We start from the raw sequence: 14,810 nt of genomic DNA, 5'->3' as shown, positions 1-14,810 counted from the left end.
CGGGAAGGGAGTCTGTACGCTGATTGGCCTGGAGAGCAGGGCCAATCAGCGGGAGTTGGCATGGCAGAGGCACGGGTGGTCCACAGCATGGACAGCGCCGCCCGGAGGGTGGACCGAAGGCTGGGCAGCCACCGGCTGGCCGATCTGCTGACCGGCACCGTCGGCGAGCGCCCCGGCTACCGCGCGCTCGCCCAGGGCGTGCGCACGCTCCTGCTCGACGGCCGCGTCCCGCTGCACACCCGGCTGCCCGCCGAGCGCGAGCTGGCGGCGGCCCTCTCGGTGAGCCGGGCCACCGTCACGGCGGCGTACGACGTCCTGCGCGAGGGCGGTTACGCGCGCAGCCGTCGCGGCGCGGGCACCTGGACCGAGCTGCCGGAAGGGCAGCGCCCGTCGAGCGTGGCGGCGTTCCCGGTGGGGGACGACGTGCTCGACCTGGCGGTGGCGGCGCCCGGCGCCCCGGAGGCGGAGCTGAGCGCGGCGCTCGGCGCGGCGGCCGGGATGCTGGCCGCGCACGCGCCGACGCCGGGCTACCACCCGTACGGCATCCCGGAGTTGCGGGCGGCGGTCGCCGAGCGGTTCACGCGGCGTGGCCTGCCCACGCTCCCCGACCAGATCCTGATCACCACGGGCGCCCAGCACGCGCTGTCGTTGACCCTGAACCTCCTCGGCAGGCCGGGCGACCGGGTCCTGGTGGAGAACCCCTCGTACCCGAACGCCCTGGACGCGATCCGCGGCGCGGGCCTGCGCGCGGTGCCGGTGCCGGTCACGGACGACGGCTGGGACAGCGGGCTCGTCGAGTCGTCGTTGCGGCAGGCGGCGCCCCGTATCGCGTACCTCGTCCCGGACTTCCAGAACCCGACGGGCAGGCTGATGCCGCGCGAGCAGCGGGTGCGCGTCCTGGAGACGGCCCGGGCCACCGGTACCTGGCTGGTGATCGACGAGACCATCTCCGACATCGCGCTGGACGTCCCGCGCCCCGCGCCGTTCGCCTCGCTGGCACCGGCCGGCGCGGGTGAACAGGTGGTCACCGTGGGGTCGTTGAGCAAGTCGCACTGGGGCGGGCTGCGGATCGGCTGGGTGCGGGCGGGCTCGAAGCTGGTCACCGAGCTGGCGATGGCGCGGGTGCCGGTCGACATGGCGACGCCCGTCATCGAGCAGCTGGTGGCGCTCCATCTGCTGCGCGGCATGGACGACGTGCTGCGCGAGCGGCTGCCGCGCCTGCGGGCGCAGCGGGACTCCCTGGCGGCGTCGCTGGCCCGCCAGCTGCCGGAGTGGCACTGGCGGTTGCCGCCGGGCGGCCTCTCGCTCTGGGTGGATTTGGGGCGGCCGGTGGCGTCGTCGCTGGCCCGCGCGGCGCTCGCGCACGGCGTACGGATCGAGGGCGGGTCGCGGTTCGGCGCGGACCCGGGGACGCACGAGCACCGGCTCCGCATCCCCTACACGCTCCCGCCCGACCTGCTGGAGCAGGCGGTGGCGCGACTGGCGGCGGCGTCGGCGGGCGACCTGCGGGGCGCCGGGGACGACGTGAGCCGCCGGCACTGGGTGGCGTAGCGCCCCCGGCCCTGCGGGACCGGGCGCCCCGTCAGCGGCCGCCCGTCTCGCCGAACGTCTCGACCGCCCCCCGCACCCCCGCCAGGCCCGGCGCCAGGGCGCTGACCGAGCCGATCGCGCCCGCCACGAGGAGGAGGGAACGCCGCAGCCGGGGGATCTCCGGGGTGCCGCCGTCGGCCATCGCGGCGAGCGCCGCCAGTTCGTCCTCGGCGATGCCCCGGTCGGCGAACTCGACGGGGTGCGCGGCGAGTTCTCGGCGCAGCCGGGACACGGCGGTGCGCAGTTCCGCCACCCGCGGGTCCTCGTCGCTGCCCGTCACTCGCCTCTGCCCCATGCTTTGCAACACAGTTCTCCCCCTCGCACGTCTTCGTGCGGCTGTTCTCGTGCGTCTTCCAGGGCCCCCGGTCGGCGCTGGTCAGGCGCCGGGGGCCGTGGATCAGTAAACCGCCCCTCGCCCGGGCGGCGCCACTTTCCGGCCGTGGCCGCGGCCGGAACGGGCTGCCCCGATCGGGTGTATCCAGTAGGCATGAGGACAGAACCGATGAACGGGCATCCCCAGGGCGCGGACGCGGCCGAGGACACGGATGTGACCGAGGTCGCCGGGCTCCTGCTGGCGGCCGGTGGCGGACGGCGCCTCGGCGGTCGGCCGAAGGCGCTCCTGGAGCACCGCGGCCGCCCCCTGGTGGAGCACGCGGTGGAGGTGCTCCGCGCGGCGGGCTGCACGCGGGTGCACGTGGTCCTCGGCGCCGCCGCCGACACCGTACGCGCGCGTGCCTCACTGCCCGGCTGCGTACTGGTCGACAACCCGGAGTGGGAGCAGGGCATGGGTTCGTCGCTGCGGGCCGGTCTCGCCTCGCTCCGGGGCACGGGGGCGGGCGCGGCGCTGGTCTCGCTCGTCGACCAGCCGGGGATCGGCGCGGCGGCGACGGCGCGGGTGCGGGACGCCTACCGCTCGCCGTCGACGCTCGCGGCGGCCGCGTACGACGGGCTGCGCGGCCATCCCGTGCTGTTCGGTTCCGCGCACTGGGCGGGCATCGAGGCGACCGCGGTCGGCGATCGGGGGGCACGCGACTATCTGCGGGCGCACGCCGACGCGCTGACGCTCATCGAGTGCGGGGAGGTGGCCGAGGCGTACGACATCGACACGGCGGAGGACCTGATCCACTTGGAGTGACCGGGGTGGCACTCAGCGACACGTTCTGTCGACGAAGAGAATCTCGACATCAACAAACGATTGAACTTCCACCATGAGAAAACTAGTATCCACTGACCAGAAGGCCCGTTCCCTCGGACGGGGCCCCGCAGCCGCACCTCGGCTCCTGTGGCACTCAGTGCCACCGTGTCTGCCCGGCGGCTCGCCCGGCACCGTCCGTGCAGCTCTCTGAAGGAAGTGACAGCTCATGTCCGCACTAGCGCCGTCGCCGCTGGCCATCGTCGACGCAGAGCCCCTGCCCCGGCAGGAAGAGGTGCTCACCGACGCGGCCCTCGCCTTTGTGGCCGAGCTGCACCGGCTGTTCACGCCCCGGCGTGACGAGCTCCTCGCCCGGCGCGCCGAGCGCCGCGCCGAGATCGCCGCCACCTCCACCCTCGACTTCCTCCCGGAGACCGCCTCGGTCCGCGCCGACGACTCCTGGCGGGTCGCCGAGGCCCCGGCCGCGCTCAACGACCGCCGGGTCGAGATCACGGGCCCGACCGACCGCAAGATGACCATCAACGCCCTGAACTCGGGCGCCAAGGTCTGGCTCGCCGACTTCGAGGACGCCTCCGCGCCCACCTGGGAGAACGTGGTCCTCGGCCAGCTGAACCTCACCGACGCCTACGAGCGCCGCATCGACTTCACCGACGAGCGCACCGGCAAGTCGTACGCCCTGAAGGACGCCGGTGAGCTGGCCACGGTCGTCATGCGCCCGCGCGGCTGGCACCTGGACGAGCGCCACCTCCAGGTGGAGGGCCGCCCGGTCCCCGGCGCCCTGGTCGACTTCGGCCTGTACTTCTTCCACAACGCCAAGCGCCTCATCGAGCTGGGCAAGGGCCCGTACTTCTACCTCCCGAAGACGGAGTCGTACCTGGAGGCGCGCCTCTGGAACGACATCTTCGTCTTCGCCCAGGACTACGTCGGCATCCCGCAGGGCACGGTCCGCGCGACCGTCCTGATCGAGACGATCACCGCCGCGTACCAGATGGAGGAGATCCTCTACGAACTGCGTGACCACGCCTCGGGGCTGAACGCGGGCCGCTGGGACTACCTCTTCTCCATCGTCAAGAACTTCCGCGACGGCGGCGAGAAGTTCGTCCTGCCGGACCGCAACCAGGTCACGATGACCGCCCCGTTCATGCGCGCGTACACCGAACTCCTCGTGCGCACCTGCCACAAGCGCGGCGCGCACGCGATCGGCGGCATGGCGGCGTTCATCCCCTCCCGCAAGGACGCGGAGGTCAACAAGGTCGCGTTCGAGAAGGTCAAGAACGACAAGGACCGCGAGGCCGCCGACGGCTTCGACGGCTCGTGGGTGGCCCACCCGGACCTGGTCCCGATCGCCATGGAGTCCTTCGACGCGGTGCTCGGCGACAAGCCGAACCAGAAGGACCGCCTCCGTGAGGACGTGCACGTCTCGGCGGCCGACCTGATCGCCATCGACTCCCTCGACGCGAAGCCCACGTACGACGGGCTGGTCAACGCCGTCCAGGTCGGCATCCGCTACATCGAGGCGTGGCTGCGCGGCCTCGGCGCCGTCGCCATCTTCAACCTCATGGAGGACGCCGCCACCGCGGAGATCTCGCGCTCGCAGATCTGGCAGTGGATCAACGCCGGTGTCGTCTTCGAGAACGGCGAGACCGCCACCGCGGACCTCGCCCGCAAGGTGGCGGCGCGGGAACTCGACGCCATCCGCGCCGAGATCGGCGACGAGGCGTTCGCCGCGGGCAAGTGGCAGCAGGCCCACGACCTCCTCCTCCAGGTCTCCCTGGACCAGGACTACGCGGACTTCCTGACGCTCCCGGCGTACGAGCAGCTCCGCTGACGCACCCCTTCCGCCTGCGTTCCTTCTGTCCGCCCCCGGCACCGCACAGCGCCGGGGGCGGATCGCGTGCGTCAGTGGGCAATCCGGGGCGCCGTCGGCTACGTATCAGTTCTGTACGCCGACCCGCGCCCCGTCCCCGAAGGATCACCGCGTGAATGATGTCGTCCGCATCGGCTCCCGGTCAGCACCCGGACCCGACCTCCAAGAGCTGGTCGCCCGCGTCGCCCGCGGCGATCAGCAGGCCTTCTCCGGTGTCTACGACGCCGTGGCGGGCCCCGTCCTCGGCGTCGTGCGCGGCGTGCTGCGCGACCACGCCCAGTCCGAGGAGGTCGCCCAGGAAGTCATGGTCGAGGTGTGGCGCACCGCGCCCCGCTACCGGCCCGACCTCGGCACCGCGATGAACTGGGTGCTCACCCTCGCCCACCGTCGCGCGGTGGACCGCGTCCGCTCGGTGGAGGCGTCGGCGGCCCGTGAGCACAAGGCCGCCCTGCTCTCCCGGACCCCGGAGTTCGACGAGGTCAGCGAGCAGGTCGAGACCCACCTGGAGCGGGAACAGGTGCGCCGGTGCCTGCGCGGCCTCACCGAGGTCCAGCGCCAGTCCGTGACGCTCGCCTACTACCGCGGCCTGACCTACCGGCAGGTCGCCGAACTCCTCGCCCTGCCCTTGGGCACGGTCAAGACCCGCCTGCGCGACGGACTCATCCGGCTGCGCGACTGCCTGGGGGTGACCGCATGAGCACCACAGCCGATCTCCACACCCTCACGGGTGCCTACGCCGCGAACGCGCTGGACGACGCCGAGCGCGCCCGGTTCGAGGAACACCTCGCGCTCTGCCCTTCGTGCGCCCAGGAGGTACGGGAGCTGACGGCGACCGTCACGCGGCTCGCGATGGCATCCGCCGTGGCTCCCCGGCGCGCCATGAAGGACGAGGTGCTCGGGCGCATCGCCACGGTCCGCCAGGACGTCCCGCGCGGCGAACCGGACCCGGGCCCGGCCACGAAGCCGCGCAGGACACCCAGGTCGCAGGGTGCCTCCCGGTGGGCCCTGGCGGCGTGCCTCGCCGCGGCCGTGGCCTTCGGCGGCACGACGGTCTGGCAGCACCAGCGGGCGCAGGAGGCGCGCGAGCAGGCCCGGCAGGTCCAGGAGCAGGCCAGGGAACGCTCCCAGGAACTGGCGGAGGTGCTGGCCGCCCCCGACGCCAGGGCGCGCACCGGCGGGATCGACGGCGGGGCCAGCGGCACGGTCGTGGTCTCCAAGAGCCTCGACAAGGCCGTGTTCGTGGCCGACGGCATGGCGCGGCCACCGCGCGGCAAGGTCTATCAGCTCTGGTTCAACGACGGCGACGCCATGCGCCCGGCCGGTCTGATGGACCCCGACCGCCCGACCGAGGCGGTGCTGATGCGGGGCGAGGTCGGCGACGCGAGGGGCATGGGCATCACGGTGGAGCCCGCGGGCGGCTCCAAGGAACCGACGTCCACGCCGGTTGCGCTCCTGACCTTCCCGAGCTGACCTGCGCAGACGTCTGGCGTCGGCGTCGCCGCCAGAAGTCCTTTCACTCGATCGGGGAATCGACCAATCCGCGCGGCCGTCGGCCACGGATACCCCACGTGAAGACAGAACGGAAGGTCCCGCGGCGGCACGCCGACCGGTGGCGCGTGGCGGCCGGCGCGCTCAGCGGACTGCTGGCCGGCTGCGCGGCGCTGGCGGTGGCGGAACTGCTGTCCGCGGCGGTCCGCCCCGAGTCCGGTCCCGTGGTCGCGGTCGGCGGCGCCGCCATCGACCGCACGCCCGCCGCCGTCAAGGACTGGGCGATCCAGCGCTTCGGCACGGACGACAAGCTCGTCCTCCAGGCGGGGATTCTCGCGGTGCTGGCTCTCCTGGCCCTCGCGCTGGGGCTGCTGGCGCTGCGCCACCGCCGGGTGGGCGCGGCGGGTGTGCTGCTCTTCGGCGTGATCGGCGCCGTCGCGGCGACGGCCCGCCCGGACTCCACGAGCCTCGGGGACGCCGTGCCCTCGCTCGTGGGCTCGGTCGCCGGTGCCGCGGTCCTCTACGTGCTCGCGGGACGCCTCGTCCGGCGCGCGGCGCCCGCGGCGGCCGGGGACGGCGGCGAGGGATGGGACCGGCGCGGCTTCCTCATCGCCGCGAGCGCGGCCGCCGCCGCGTCGGCGGGGGCCGGTGTCCTCGGCAAGTCCCTCAACGCCGCGAGCGGCAAGGACGCCGTCGCCTCGCGCGCGGGTGTCGTGCTCCCGGACCCCGCGTCGCCCGCCGCCCGCGTGCCCAGGGGCGTACAGCCGCGGGTGCCGGGCATCAGCTCCTTCGTCACGCCCACCAAGGACTTCTACCGGGTGGACACCGCGCTCGTGGTGCCCAAGGTGAACGCCGAGACCTGGCGGCTGCGGATTCACGGCAAGGGCGTCACGCGCGAAAGGACCTTCTCCTTCGCGGATCTGCTGCGGCGTGACCTGATCGAACGGGACATCACCCTGACCTGCGTCTCGAACGAGGTCGGCGGCCCCTACGTCGGCAACGCCCGCTGGATCGGCGTGCCCTTGACGGAGCTGCTGGAGGAGAGCGGTGTCGTACCCCCGTCCCGGGGCGGCCCCGCCGACCAGCTGGTGGCCCGGTCCGTGGACGGCATGACCATCGGCACACCCGTGGACGACGTGATGGACGGCCGCGACGCGATGCTCGCCCTGGGCATGAACGGCGAACCGCTGCCCTTCGTGCACGGTTTCCCGGTGCGCATGCTGGTCCCCGGCCTGTACGGCTATGTGTCGGCCTGCAAGTGGATCAGGGACATCGAGCTGACCACGTTCGACGACTACGACCCGTACTGGGTGAAGCGGGACTGGGCCCGGAAGGCTCCCGTCAAGACCCAGTCGCGGATCGACACCCCCAAGCCCTTCGCCCGGCCCAAAGCGGGCACGGTGATGGTCGCCGGGGTCGCCTGGGCGCAGCACCGCGGCATCGACAAGGTCGAGGTGCGTGTCGACGACGGCCCCTGGCGGCCCGCCGACCTCGCCGCCGAGAACACCCGGGACACCTGGCGCCTGTGGTCGTTCCCCTGGGAGGCCACGTCCGGCGGCCACACCCTCACCGTGCGGGCGACCGACCGCACGGGCACGGTCCAGACCGAGAAGCGGACCCGCACGATCCCCGACGGGGCGAGCGGCCGGCATTCGGTGGTGGTCACCGTCGACTGACCCCCGCCCGCCTCCGGCACCCGCGCGAGCCCTCCGCTCGCACCAGAGAACACCAATCCCCGCGGACCAGATCCGTACCGCGGCCGTCTCCCAGGAGAAAGAACCATGAACACCACACCCCGCCGTCTGCGCCGCACCGCTCTCGCCGCCGCCTCGGTCGCGTTCCTCCCGCTGGCCCTCACGGCCTGCTCGGACGACAGCGGCGACAGCTCCTCGTCGTCCGACGCGTCGAAGTCGTCGGCCGCCGAGAAGAAGGCCGACGAGAGTCCCGCCAAGGACACGGCCGCCATGACCGAGCCCTTCGGCCCCGCCTGTTCGTCCGTGCCCAAGGACGGCAAGGGCAGCTTCGACGGCATGGCCGAGGACCCGGTCGCCACCGCGGCCTCGAACAACCCGGAGCTGTCGACGCTGGTCACGGCCGTGAAGAAGGCCGGTCTCGTCGACACGCTCAACAACGCCAAGGACATCACCGTCTTCGCCCCGACGAACGACGCCTTCGCGAAGATCCCCAAGGCCGACCTGGACAAGGTCCTCGGCGACAAGGCCCAGCTCACCAAGATCCTCACCTACCACGTGGTCGGGGAGAAGCTGGAGCCCAAGGACCTGGAGAAGGGCTCCTACGAGACGCTGGAGAAGAGCAGGCTGACGACGTCCGGTTCCGGGGAGTCGTTCAAGGTGAACGACTCGGCGAACGTGGTCTGCGGCAACGTCGAGACCTCCAACGCGAAGGTCCACATCATCGACACCGTCCTGATGCCCAAGAGCTGACCGTCCGTCCGCTCCGTTGAGACCGGCTGACGGCGTGCCCCCGCTTCCCCGGGCGGGCGCGCGCCGTCAGCCCACGTGCCGCGTCCAGTCCTGCTCCGCCGCCGGCTTGCCGTGCAGGTCCGGCACCCGCTTCAGCCAGGCCGGGCGGCCCGCCTGGGTGGCGGCGGCGCGGCGCGCGTCGGCCGCGGCCAGTTCGCCGCGGGTGGGGAAGCCGGTGGGCAGCCAGGCCGCGGAGGAGCGGGCGCGGGCCAGGAGGTGGCCGACGTACGCCTCGCGCACCTCGTCGGACGAGGCGAAGCCCGGCTCGTCGGCGAGCCAGGCGTCCGGTACGAGGCCGACGATGTCGCGCAGCACGGACTCCGTGACGAGCGGGGCGAGTTCGGCGTCGGCGGCGGCCATGTCGGGGCCGTAGCCGCCGAGGGCGTGGTGGCGGAAGTCGTACGCCTTGTCGGGCGCGGACGCGCCCCAGCGGTGGTGGAAGACGAGGGCGGCGCCGTGGTCGATGAGCCACAGCTTCGGGGGGCGGGTGCCGAAGGTGGGCCAGATCATGAGGTTCGAACTGTGCACCGTGCGGTCGACGTTGGCGGTGAGGGCGTCGAGCCAGACGACCTTGCCTGCCTCCAGCGGGTCCACGTCGATGGCGTCCGGGGTGAAGTCCTTCGCGCCCGGCAGCAGGTCCATGCCGAGGTTGAGGCCCGCGCTGGCGCGCAGCAGGTCCTGGACCTCCTGATGCGGCTCGTCACGTGCGACCGCCGGGTCGAAGTGGACGAGGACCATCTCGGGGAAGCGCAGCCCCAGGTGGCGCGCCAGTTCCCCCACGATGATCTCGGCGACCAGCGCCTTGCGGCCCTGGGCGGACGCGGTGAACTTCACGACGTACGTACCGAGGTCGTCGGCCTCGACGACGCCGGGGACGGAGCCGCCGGTGTGCAGGGGCTCGATGTAGCGGGTCGCGGTGACGTCTCTCAGCATGAAGTGAGCATAGTGACCGGTGATCGCGGGCGAGGAGAGGGTTTCGCTTCTTCGGCGCGCGGCGACAGGGCGGACCTGGCCGGCCGCCCCGCAAGGCACGCCGCTGCCCCTGTCGCCCTCTGCCGACGCACGACGCGACCGGTTGGTGCTACCTTCAATAGCACCATGCTGCTGAAGCTGAACGTCTCGGACTCCCGCCCGCTGCACGAACAGGTCGCGAGTGCGATCAGGCGCGCGGTCGCGGAGGGCGAGTGCGCCCCCGGTGACCGGCTGCCCCCGGCCAGGGAGTTGTCCCAGGCCCTGGGCGTCAACACCAACACGGTGCTGCGCGGCCTCAGGACCCTGCGGGACGAAGGCGTCCTGGAGTTCAGGCGCGGCCGGGGTGTGACCGTGGCCGCCGGGGCGGACCGCCGCTCCGATCTGGTCGACCTCGTGCGCGCCCTGGTCGAGGAGGCTGCCCGCAGGGGCTACAGCAAGGCGGACGTCGTCAAAGCGATCGAGGGGGTTTCGTGAACGCACAAGTGCGGCGCGCTAGCGGCACCGTATGGGCGGCGGCCGCTTGGGGGGCCGGTGTCCTGGCGCTGCTGCTGGGCTTGCCGACGGCGGCGAGCAGGCGGCTTCCGGACCGGCTGGCGACCCACTGGGGTGCGGGCGGTAGCCCTGACGACTCCATGCCGTTGTGGGCGGCGGCGCTGTTCCCCGCGCTGGTCTGGCTCGTCCTGATGCTGGCCGTGGCGTTCCTCGCCAGGCGGCCGGGCGGCGCGACGGGCCCGGCGTCCAGAGGGTGGGCCGGGGTCACCCTGGCGTCGGGAGGGGTGTTCCTGGCCGGTGGCCAGGCGTCGATCGTGTGGGCCAACCTCGACAAGTCCACCTGGCGCGACGCCGATTCGGTGACACCGTGGGTGGTGTCGATCTTCGCCATCGCCCTCGCCGCGGGCGTTCTCGCCTGGCTGGCGCTCCGCCGACCGGCCGACGGGGCACAGGGGGTCACGAGTGGCCCCGGCATGAGTATTCCCGCAGGCCAGCAGCTCGTCTGGTTCGCCCGTACGTCCAACCGCCGGCTCACCATGGCCGCGACCGTCACCGGAATCACGGGCCTGTCCCTCCTCGTGGCCGGGTATGGCGGCCTTTTCTCCTTGCACCCGTCGCTGTTCGCCCCGTTCGCGCTCGCCGCCCTCGCGTTCCTGGGGTGCTCCTCCGTACAGGTGCGCGTCAGCGAGCGGGGCATGAAGGTGACGTTCGGCCCCCTCGGCTGGCCGAGCCGCCACTGGGCCGTGAAGGACATCGACTCCGCCCGCGTCGAGCACCGCACCCCCGCGCAGGTGGGTGGCTGGGGCTACCGGCTGAGCGGCCTGGGCACCACCGTGATGGTGCGCGGCGGTCAGTGCCTCGTCATCCGCGCCAAGGGGAAGGACTTCGCCGTCAGCGTGGACGACGCCGAACGCGGCGCCGCACTTCTGAACAGCTTGCGGGAGGCCTCCCGCACGAACTCGCCCGCTGCCGAGGGCACGTCCCACTGAGGCTTCTCCGGTGGCCTGTTGGCGCAGCTGCTGCTGGAGCTGCTGTCCGGCACGTTCTTCACGACCTGGACGCTGTACCTGCAACGCGGGCTGGGCCTGACTCCGCTCCAAGCGGCCGGGACCTTCGTGCTGATCGCCCTCGGTGAGCTGGCCGGTGGGGTGATCGTGATGCAGACCGTCGGGCGCCTGGGGCGCCGCGTGCCTCAGACCGGGCCAGTGATCGCAGTCGCCGCGATGGTCGTCCACGGCGTGCAGGTCAGCACCCGGCAGGCCTGTTCAACACCTCGACCCAGCTCGGCATCGCCTTCGGCGCCGCGCTGACCGCCTTGGTGTTCTTCGCCGCTACCGGCGGCTCACCTGACGGCGCGGTCAACCGTGCCCCCTTCACGGGGGGGCTGTGGTGGGTCGGCGGTGCCTTCGCACGCCGTCAGTGGATCTCCACGCCGCCCTGGTTCGTGTGCACGGTCACGGTGTGCTTGCCGTCGCGATTCCACGGCAGGGTGATGTGCGGCGTCCCGGTCTTGCTCTGGGCCTGGATGGAGTAGTCGGCGTGCGGCGGCAGGGTCAGGTCGACGCCGCCCTGGCCGGTGGTGACGTCGGTGGTGGCGGGGGCGGTCGCGAACGTGGCGCGGACCTCGCCCTGTTCCGTCCTGGCCTCGAAGGCGGCGGGCCTGGCGTCCTTCACCTCGATCCGGCCGCTGGAGGTGTGCAGCACGAGCGGGCCCCGCGGGCCTGTGAGGTCGATGGCCCCGGCCTCGGTGGTCAGGGCCAGGCGTCCGGTCAGGCCGCTCCCGGTGATCTGCCCCGGGCCCGAACTGACCTCGGCGGCCAGGGCGGCGGGCAGCGTGATGTCCAGGTTCAGGGAGCAGTCGTCGCCGCAGGAGCCGGTGACGGTGGTCGTCTCGTCCGCGGACTTCACGGACACCTTCGGCGGGGTGTCCGCGTAATCGCCGGTGGCCTTGACGTGGATCTTGGCATCATGGCCGGCGTGCAGGGTGACGCCGCCGCGGGTGTCGACGCGCAGCAGGGTGCCGGCGGCGTTCGCGGTGTGGGTGGAGGAGTACTGCTCATGGGCGGGCAGGGCCTTGGTGACCAACCAGGCACCGGTGCCGGCTATCACGGCGAGGACGGTCAGGCCGACGGCGAGCAGCCAGCGGTTCTTGCGCGTTGCCATGTTCTTCAAGCTCCCAAGTGACGTGGAACGGCGAGTACACGGCGGTGTTCGCCGTCTTCCGGGTGCAGCCCTACGGCACGTCCCGCTCCCGGGGCGAGAGCGTGGCCGTGGGGTCCTGACGGCGGCTGCGGACGAGCAGTCGGAGACCCGGCCCTTCAGCAGATGGCGCACGCCACTGGTGGGCTGCGGCGCCGCGTCCGGCCGGCCGGAGTGATCCGTATGACGAAGCATCAGACGATAGCCCAAGGCGACACGTTGGCGACGACCGCCCCTTCTGTGCCTACTCCGGCAAGCAGGCGTTGCGCGTTGTACTCCGCCATGGGGAAGGCGCGAGGCGGGCTGCACCCTTCCGCACGTCAGGGGTGTGGCTCAGCTCACCCCTTCGCGGGTTTCGGGCTCACATGGTGTCAGGTCATAGCGTCCTGTCCCATGATCCAGTCAAGACCTCATGAGGCGACCCGAAGGCTCCTGTTCCTGGGGTTCGTGATCGGTGCCTTCGCCCTGGGCACCAGCGAGAACGTGGTCGCCGGAATCCTGCCCGACATCGCTCGCGGGCTGCGCGTGAGCGAAGGTTCCGCCGGACTGCTCGTGACCGCGTACGCCGGGACGGTGACCGTGGCCGGGCCGATCGTGACGCTCCTCCTCGACCGGGTGGGGCCGAAGAAGCTGGTGACCGGAGCGATCGCGCTGTACCTCGCGGGATCGGTCCTGGCCGCCGTAAGCGACTCGTTCGCGATGGTCGTCGCGGGGCGGGTCGTCACCGGCCTCGTACACACCACGATCATGGTCGTCTTCATGACCGCGGCCATGCGCGTCGCCGAGCCCGGCAAGGAGGCCTCAGCCGCGGCCGGCATCACCCTCGGCCTCTCTGTCGCGACCGTGCTCGGTGTCCCGATCGGCGTCTTCCTGGGCCGGCACCTGGCCTGGCAGGCCTCGTTCTGGCTGGTCGTCGTGTTGGCCGCGGTCAGCCTCCTGGTGGTCCTGGCCGCCTTCCCGGCCGACGACCGGCCCGAGGCCGGGCCCGCCGACGGCTCCACCGGTGACGGCGCGACCCGGGCCGGCCTGCGCGGACTCGGGCGCCCCGAACTGGTCATCGGCATCTGCGTCACCGCGCTCACCGGCATGGCCGCCCTCACCGTGGTGACCTACGTGGCGCCCTTCCTCACCCGGGGCTCCGGAGTCGACTCCGGCCTGATCGTGTGGATCATGCTCGCGTACGGCGTCGCCTGCGTCGTCGGCAACACCCTCGGCGGACGGCTGGCCAACGGCCGCGTGCTCCAGGCGATGGCCGCCACCGTCACCGCGACCCTCGCCGTGCTCGCCCTCCTCCTGCTGGTCTCCGGGAACGCCGTGCCGACGGTGGCCCTCACCGTCCTGGTCGGCCTCGCCTACTTCGCCACCTTCCCGGCCCTCAACACCTGGGTGGCCGCCACCTCCCGGGGCATCTCCCCGCACCTCGCCCTGGCCCTCAACAGCTCCGCCTTCAACATCGGCATCGCGCTGGCAGGCTGGACCGGCTCGGCCTGGCTCGACTCCGACCGGCCGATCGAGAACCTACCGCTCATCGCGCTGCCGCCCGCCGCCCTGGCGGCCGCCCTCGCCTGGGTCCTCGTACGCCGCCGGCAGACCGGTTCCGGGCATGCGCCCTGCGACGGAGATCCCATGGCTTCTTCCGTGATCACCTCCGCAACCCCGCGGGAGCAGGGCGCGGGAGAGGCGGCAGCGGCATGAAGATCAGCGCCTCGGTCTTCCAGACCACCCGCACCGCCAAGGTGACCGACCTGGCACGCCGCCTGGAGGAGACCGGTTACGACGCCCTGTACTTCTGCGAGCACACCCACCAGTCCCTGGCGTTCGCCCGGCAGGCGCCCACGCTGGAGCGCCGGTTCCGGGAGACCTTCGACCCCTTCGTGGCCGCGCAGGCCGCGGCCGCCGTGACCGAACGCCTGCGGGTGGGCTCCGCCATCAGCCTGCTGGCCCAGCACGAGCCGATCTCCATGGCCAAGCGGCTCGCCAGCCTGGACCGGTTGGTCGACGGCCGCCTCGACGTCGGCGTCGGCGCCGGCTGGATCGAGGACGAGATGCGCCGGCACGGCGTCGACCCGGCCCGCCGCAACGCGCGGCTGACCGAACACGCCCTGGCGGTACGGGCCCTGTGGTCGGGCGAACCCACCACCATCCGCTCGGAGCACCTCGACTTCGAGGACGTGGTGGTCCTCCCGACACCGCTGCAACGGCCCGGCCCGCCCCTCCTCGTCGCGGGCGCCGGCCCGCGCGCCCCGCACCGGGTACGCGCCTTCGGCGACGGCTGGATGCCCGACTTCGGTTCGGTCCCGCTGCCCGAGTTGCTGAAGGGCGTCGCCGCGGTCCGCGAGATCGGCCGACAACAGGGCCGGCACCTGCCGATCGTGGTGATGGGCGTGCCGCACGACCCGGCCGTCATCACCGTCCTGGCCGAGGCCGGGGTCGACCAGGTGGCCACGTTGCTGCCGTCGGCGCCGCTCGACGAGATCGACGCCTTTCTGGCACCGTACGAGGCCGCTCTGTGCGGCGCGCTCGGCGTGCGGGTGGGGCGTTGAGACCGTAACGCCGGTGACACGGG

Annotated in this window: 15 protein-coding genes; 12 read left to right on the top strand and 3 right to left on the bottom strand. The window is 72.6% G+C overall.

The window, feature by feature from the left end; genetic code table 11:
* Positions 1 to 60: 60 nt before the first annotated feature.
* The gene (yczR, locus tag J2N69_RS30705; RefSeq protein ID WP_230903604.1) at positions 61 to 1,551 is read left to right on the top strand and encodes a MocR-like transcription factor YczR; all 1,491 of its coding nucleotides are present in this window, start codon (positions 61 to 63) and stop codon (positions 1,549 to 1,551) included.
* Positions 1,552 to 1,582: 31 nt separating this feature from the next.
* Here the strand turns inward: yczR and J2N69_RS30700 are convergent, their stop codons facing one another.
* A complete protein-coding gene (locus J2N69_RS30700) occupies positions 1,583 to 1,897 on the bottom strand; it encodes a DUF5955 family protein (RefSeq protein WP_230903603.1) in 315 nt (104 codons plus the stop codon).
* A 195-nt stretch (positions 1,898 to 2,092) separates the two neighbouring features.
* Here J2N69_RS30700 and J2N69_RS30695 point away from each other — a divergent pair, with 195 nt between their 5' ends.
* From J2N69_RS30695 to J2N69_RS30670, 6 genes are all read left to right on the top strand, one after another.
* Positions 2,093 to 2,725: a nucleotidyltransferase family protein gene (locus J2N69_RS30695; RefSeq protein WP_230904942.1), complete on the top strand. Its 633-nt coding sequence runs from the start codon at positions 2,093 to 2,095 to the stop codon at positions 2,723 to 2,725.
* A 226-nt stretch (positions 2,726 to 2,951) separates the two neighbouring features.
* Positions 2,952 to 4,571, top strand: a complete 1,620-nt coding sequence (aceB, locus tag J2N69_RS30690; RefSeq protein WP_230903602.1) for a malate synthase A — start codon at positions 2,952 to 2,954, stop codon at positions 4,569 to 4,571.
* A 151-nt stretch (positions 4,572 to 4,722) separates the two neighbouring features.
* Positions 4,723 to 5,307, top strand: coding sequence for a sigma-70 family RNA polymerase sigma factor (locus J2N69_RS30685; protein ID WP_230903601.1), 585 nt, complete (start codon positions 4,723 to 4,725; stop codon positions 5,305 to 5,307).
* Positions 5,304 to 6,080: an anti-sigma factor gene (locus J2N69_RS30680; RefSeq protein WP_230903600.1), complete on the top strand. Its 777-nt coding sequence runs from the start codon at positions 5,304 to 5,306 to the stop codon at positions 6,078 to 6,080. Before J2N69_RS30685 ends, J2N69_RS30680 begins: the two co-directional genes overlap by 4 nt.
* A gap of 98 nt (positions 6,081 to 6,178) precedes the next feature.
* Positions 6,179 to 7,774 carry a molybdopterin-dependent oxidoreductase gene (locus J2N69_RS30675; RefSeq protein WP_230903599.1) on the top strand — a complete coding sequence of 532 codons (1,596 nt, stop codon included), beginning with the start codon at positions 6,179 to 6,181 and terminating at the stop codon, positions 7,772 to 7,774.
* Between the two features lie 105 nt (positions 7,775 to 7,879).
* The gene (locus tag J2N69_RS30670; RefSeq protein ID WP_230903598.1) at positions 7,880 to 8,542 is read left to right on the top strand and encodes a fasciclin domain-containing protein; all 663 of its coding nucleotides are present in this window, start codon (positions 7,880 to 7,882) and stop codon (positions 8,540 to 8,542) included.
* Positions 8,543 to 8,608: 66 nt separating this feature from the next.
* Here the strand turns inward: J2N69_RS30670 and J2N69_RS30665 are convergent, their stop codons facing one another.
* A complete protein-coding gene (locus tag J2N69_RS30665) occupies positions 8,609 to 9,514 on the bottom strand; it encodes a HipA family kinase (protein ID WP_230903597.1) in 906 nt (301 codons plus the stop codon).
* A gap of 165 nt (positions 9,515 to 9,679) precedes the next feature.
* On the opposite strand from J2N69_RS30665, the gene J2N69_RS30660 reads away from it, so the two are divergent.
* From J2N69_RS30660 to J2N69_RS30650, 3 genes are read left to right on the top strand one after another with little or no spacing between them, the layout of a single operon-like run.
* A complete protein-coding gene (locus J2N69_RS30660; RefSeq protein ID WP_230903596.1) occupies positions 9,680 to 10,027 on the top strand; it encodes a GntR family transcriptional regulator in 348 nt (115 codons plus the stop codon).
* A complete protein-coding gene (locus tag J2N69_RS30655; protein WP_230903595.1) occupies positions 10,024 to 11,034 on the top strand; it encodes a DUF1648 domain-containing protein in 1,011 nt (336 codons plus the stop codon). The genes J2N69_RS30660 and J2N69_RS30655 overlap by 4 nt, the downstream gene beginning before the upstream one ends.
* A gap of 18 nt (positions 11,035 to 11,052) precedes the next feature.
* The gene (locus J2N69_RS30650) at positions 11,053 to 11,355 is read left to right on the top strand and encodes a hypothetical protein (protein WP_230903594.1); all 303 of its coding nucleotides are present in this window, start codon (positions 11,053 to 11,055) and stop codon (positions 11,353 to 11,355) included.
* A gap of 106 nt (positions 11,356 to 11,461) precedes the next feature.
* On the opposite strand, the gene J2N69_RS30645 is transcribed toward J2N69_RS30650, so the two are convergent.
* A complete protein-coding gene (locus tag J2N69_RS30645) occupies positions 11,462 to 12,208 on the bottom strand; it encodes a DUF4097 family beta strand repeat-containing protein (protein ID WP_230903593.1) in 747 nt (248 codons plus the stop codon).
* Positions 12,209 to 12,637: 429 nt separating this feature from the next.
* Here J2N69_RS30645 and J2N69_RS30640 point away from each other — a divergent pair, with 429 nt between their 5' ends.
* A complete protein-coding gene (locus J2N69_RS30640) occupies positions 12,638 to 13,939 on the top strand; it encodes an MFS transporter (protein ID WP_230903592.1) in 1,302 nt (433 codons plus the stop codon).
* On the top strand, positions 13,936 to 14,787 hold the full coding sequence (locus J2N69_RS30635; RefSeq protein WP_230903591.1) for a TIGR03619 family F420-dependent LLM class oxidoreductase: 852 nt from the start codon (positions 13,936 to 13,938) through the stop codon (positions 14,785 to 14,787). The genes J2N69_RS30640 and J2N69_RS30635 overlap by 4 nt, the downstream gene beginning before the upstream one ends.
* Positions 14,788 to 14,810 lie beyond the last annotated feature (23 nt).

This window comes from Streptomyces huasconensis (assembly GCF_021028635.1).
GTDB classification, from domain to species: Bacteria; Actinomycetota; Actinomycetes; order Streptomycetales; family Streptomycetaceae; genus Streptomyces; species Streptomyces huasconensis.
This window is presented reverse-complemented; position numbering and strand designations above follow the sequence as displayed.

Excerpts from the sequence above, each read along its gene's own strand:
- J2N69_RS30680 (WP_230903600.1), top strand. The coding sequence starts at position 5,304 with ATGAGCACCACAGCCGATCTCCACACCCTCACGGGTGCCTACGCCGCG.
- J2N69_RS30640 (WP_230903592.1), top strand. The coding sequence starts at position 12,638 with ATGATCCAGTCAAGACCTCATGAGGCGACCCGAAGGCTCCTGTTCCTG.
- J2N69_RS30665 (WP_230903597.1), bottom strand. The coding sequence starts at position 9,514 with ATGCTGAGAGACGTCACCGCGACCCGCTACATCGAGCCCCTGCACACC.
- J2N69_RS30645 (WP_230903593.1), bottom strand. The coding sequence starts at position 12,208 with ATGGCAACGCGCAAGAACCGCTGGCTGCTCGCCGTCGGCCTGACCGTC.
- J2N69_RS30670 (WP_230903598.1), top strand. The coding sequence starts at position 7,880 with ATGAACACCACACCCCGCCGTCTGCGCCGCACCGCTCTCGCCGCCGCC.
- J2N69_RS30660 (WP_230903596.1), top strand. The coding sequence starts at position 9,680 with ATGCTGCTGAAGCTGAACGTCTCGGACTCCCGCCCGCTGCACGAACAG.
- J2N69_RS30635 (WP_230903591.1), top strand. The coding sequence starts at position 13,936 with ATGAAGATCAGCGCCTCGGTCTTCCAGACCACCCGCACCGCCAAGGTG.
- yczR (WP_230903604.1), top strand. The coding sequence starts at position 61 with ATGGCAGAGGCACGGGTGGTCCACAGCATGGACAGCGCCGCCCGGAGG.
- J2N69_RS30695 (WP_230904942.1), top strand. The coding sequence starts at position 2,093 with ATGAACGGGCATCCCCAGGGCGCGGACGCGGCCGAGGACACGGATGTG.
- aceB (WP_230903602.1), top strand. The coding sequence starts at position 2,952 with ATGTCCGCACTAGCGCCGTCGCCGCTGGCCATCGTCGACGCAGAGCCC.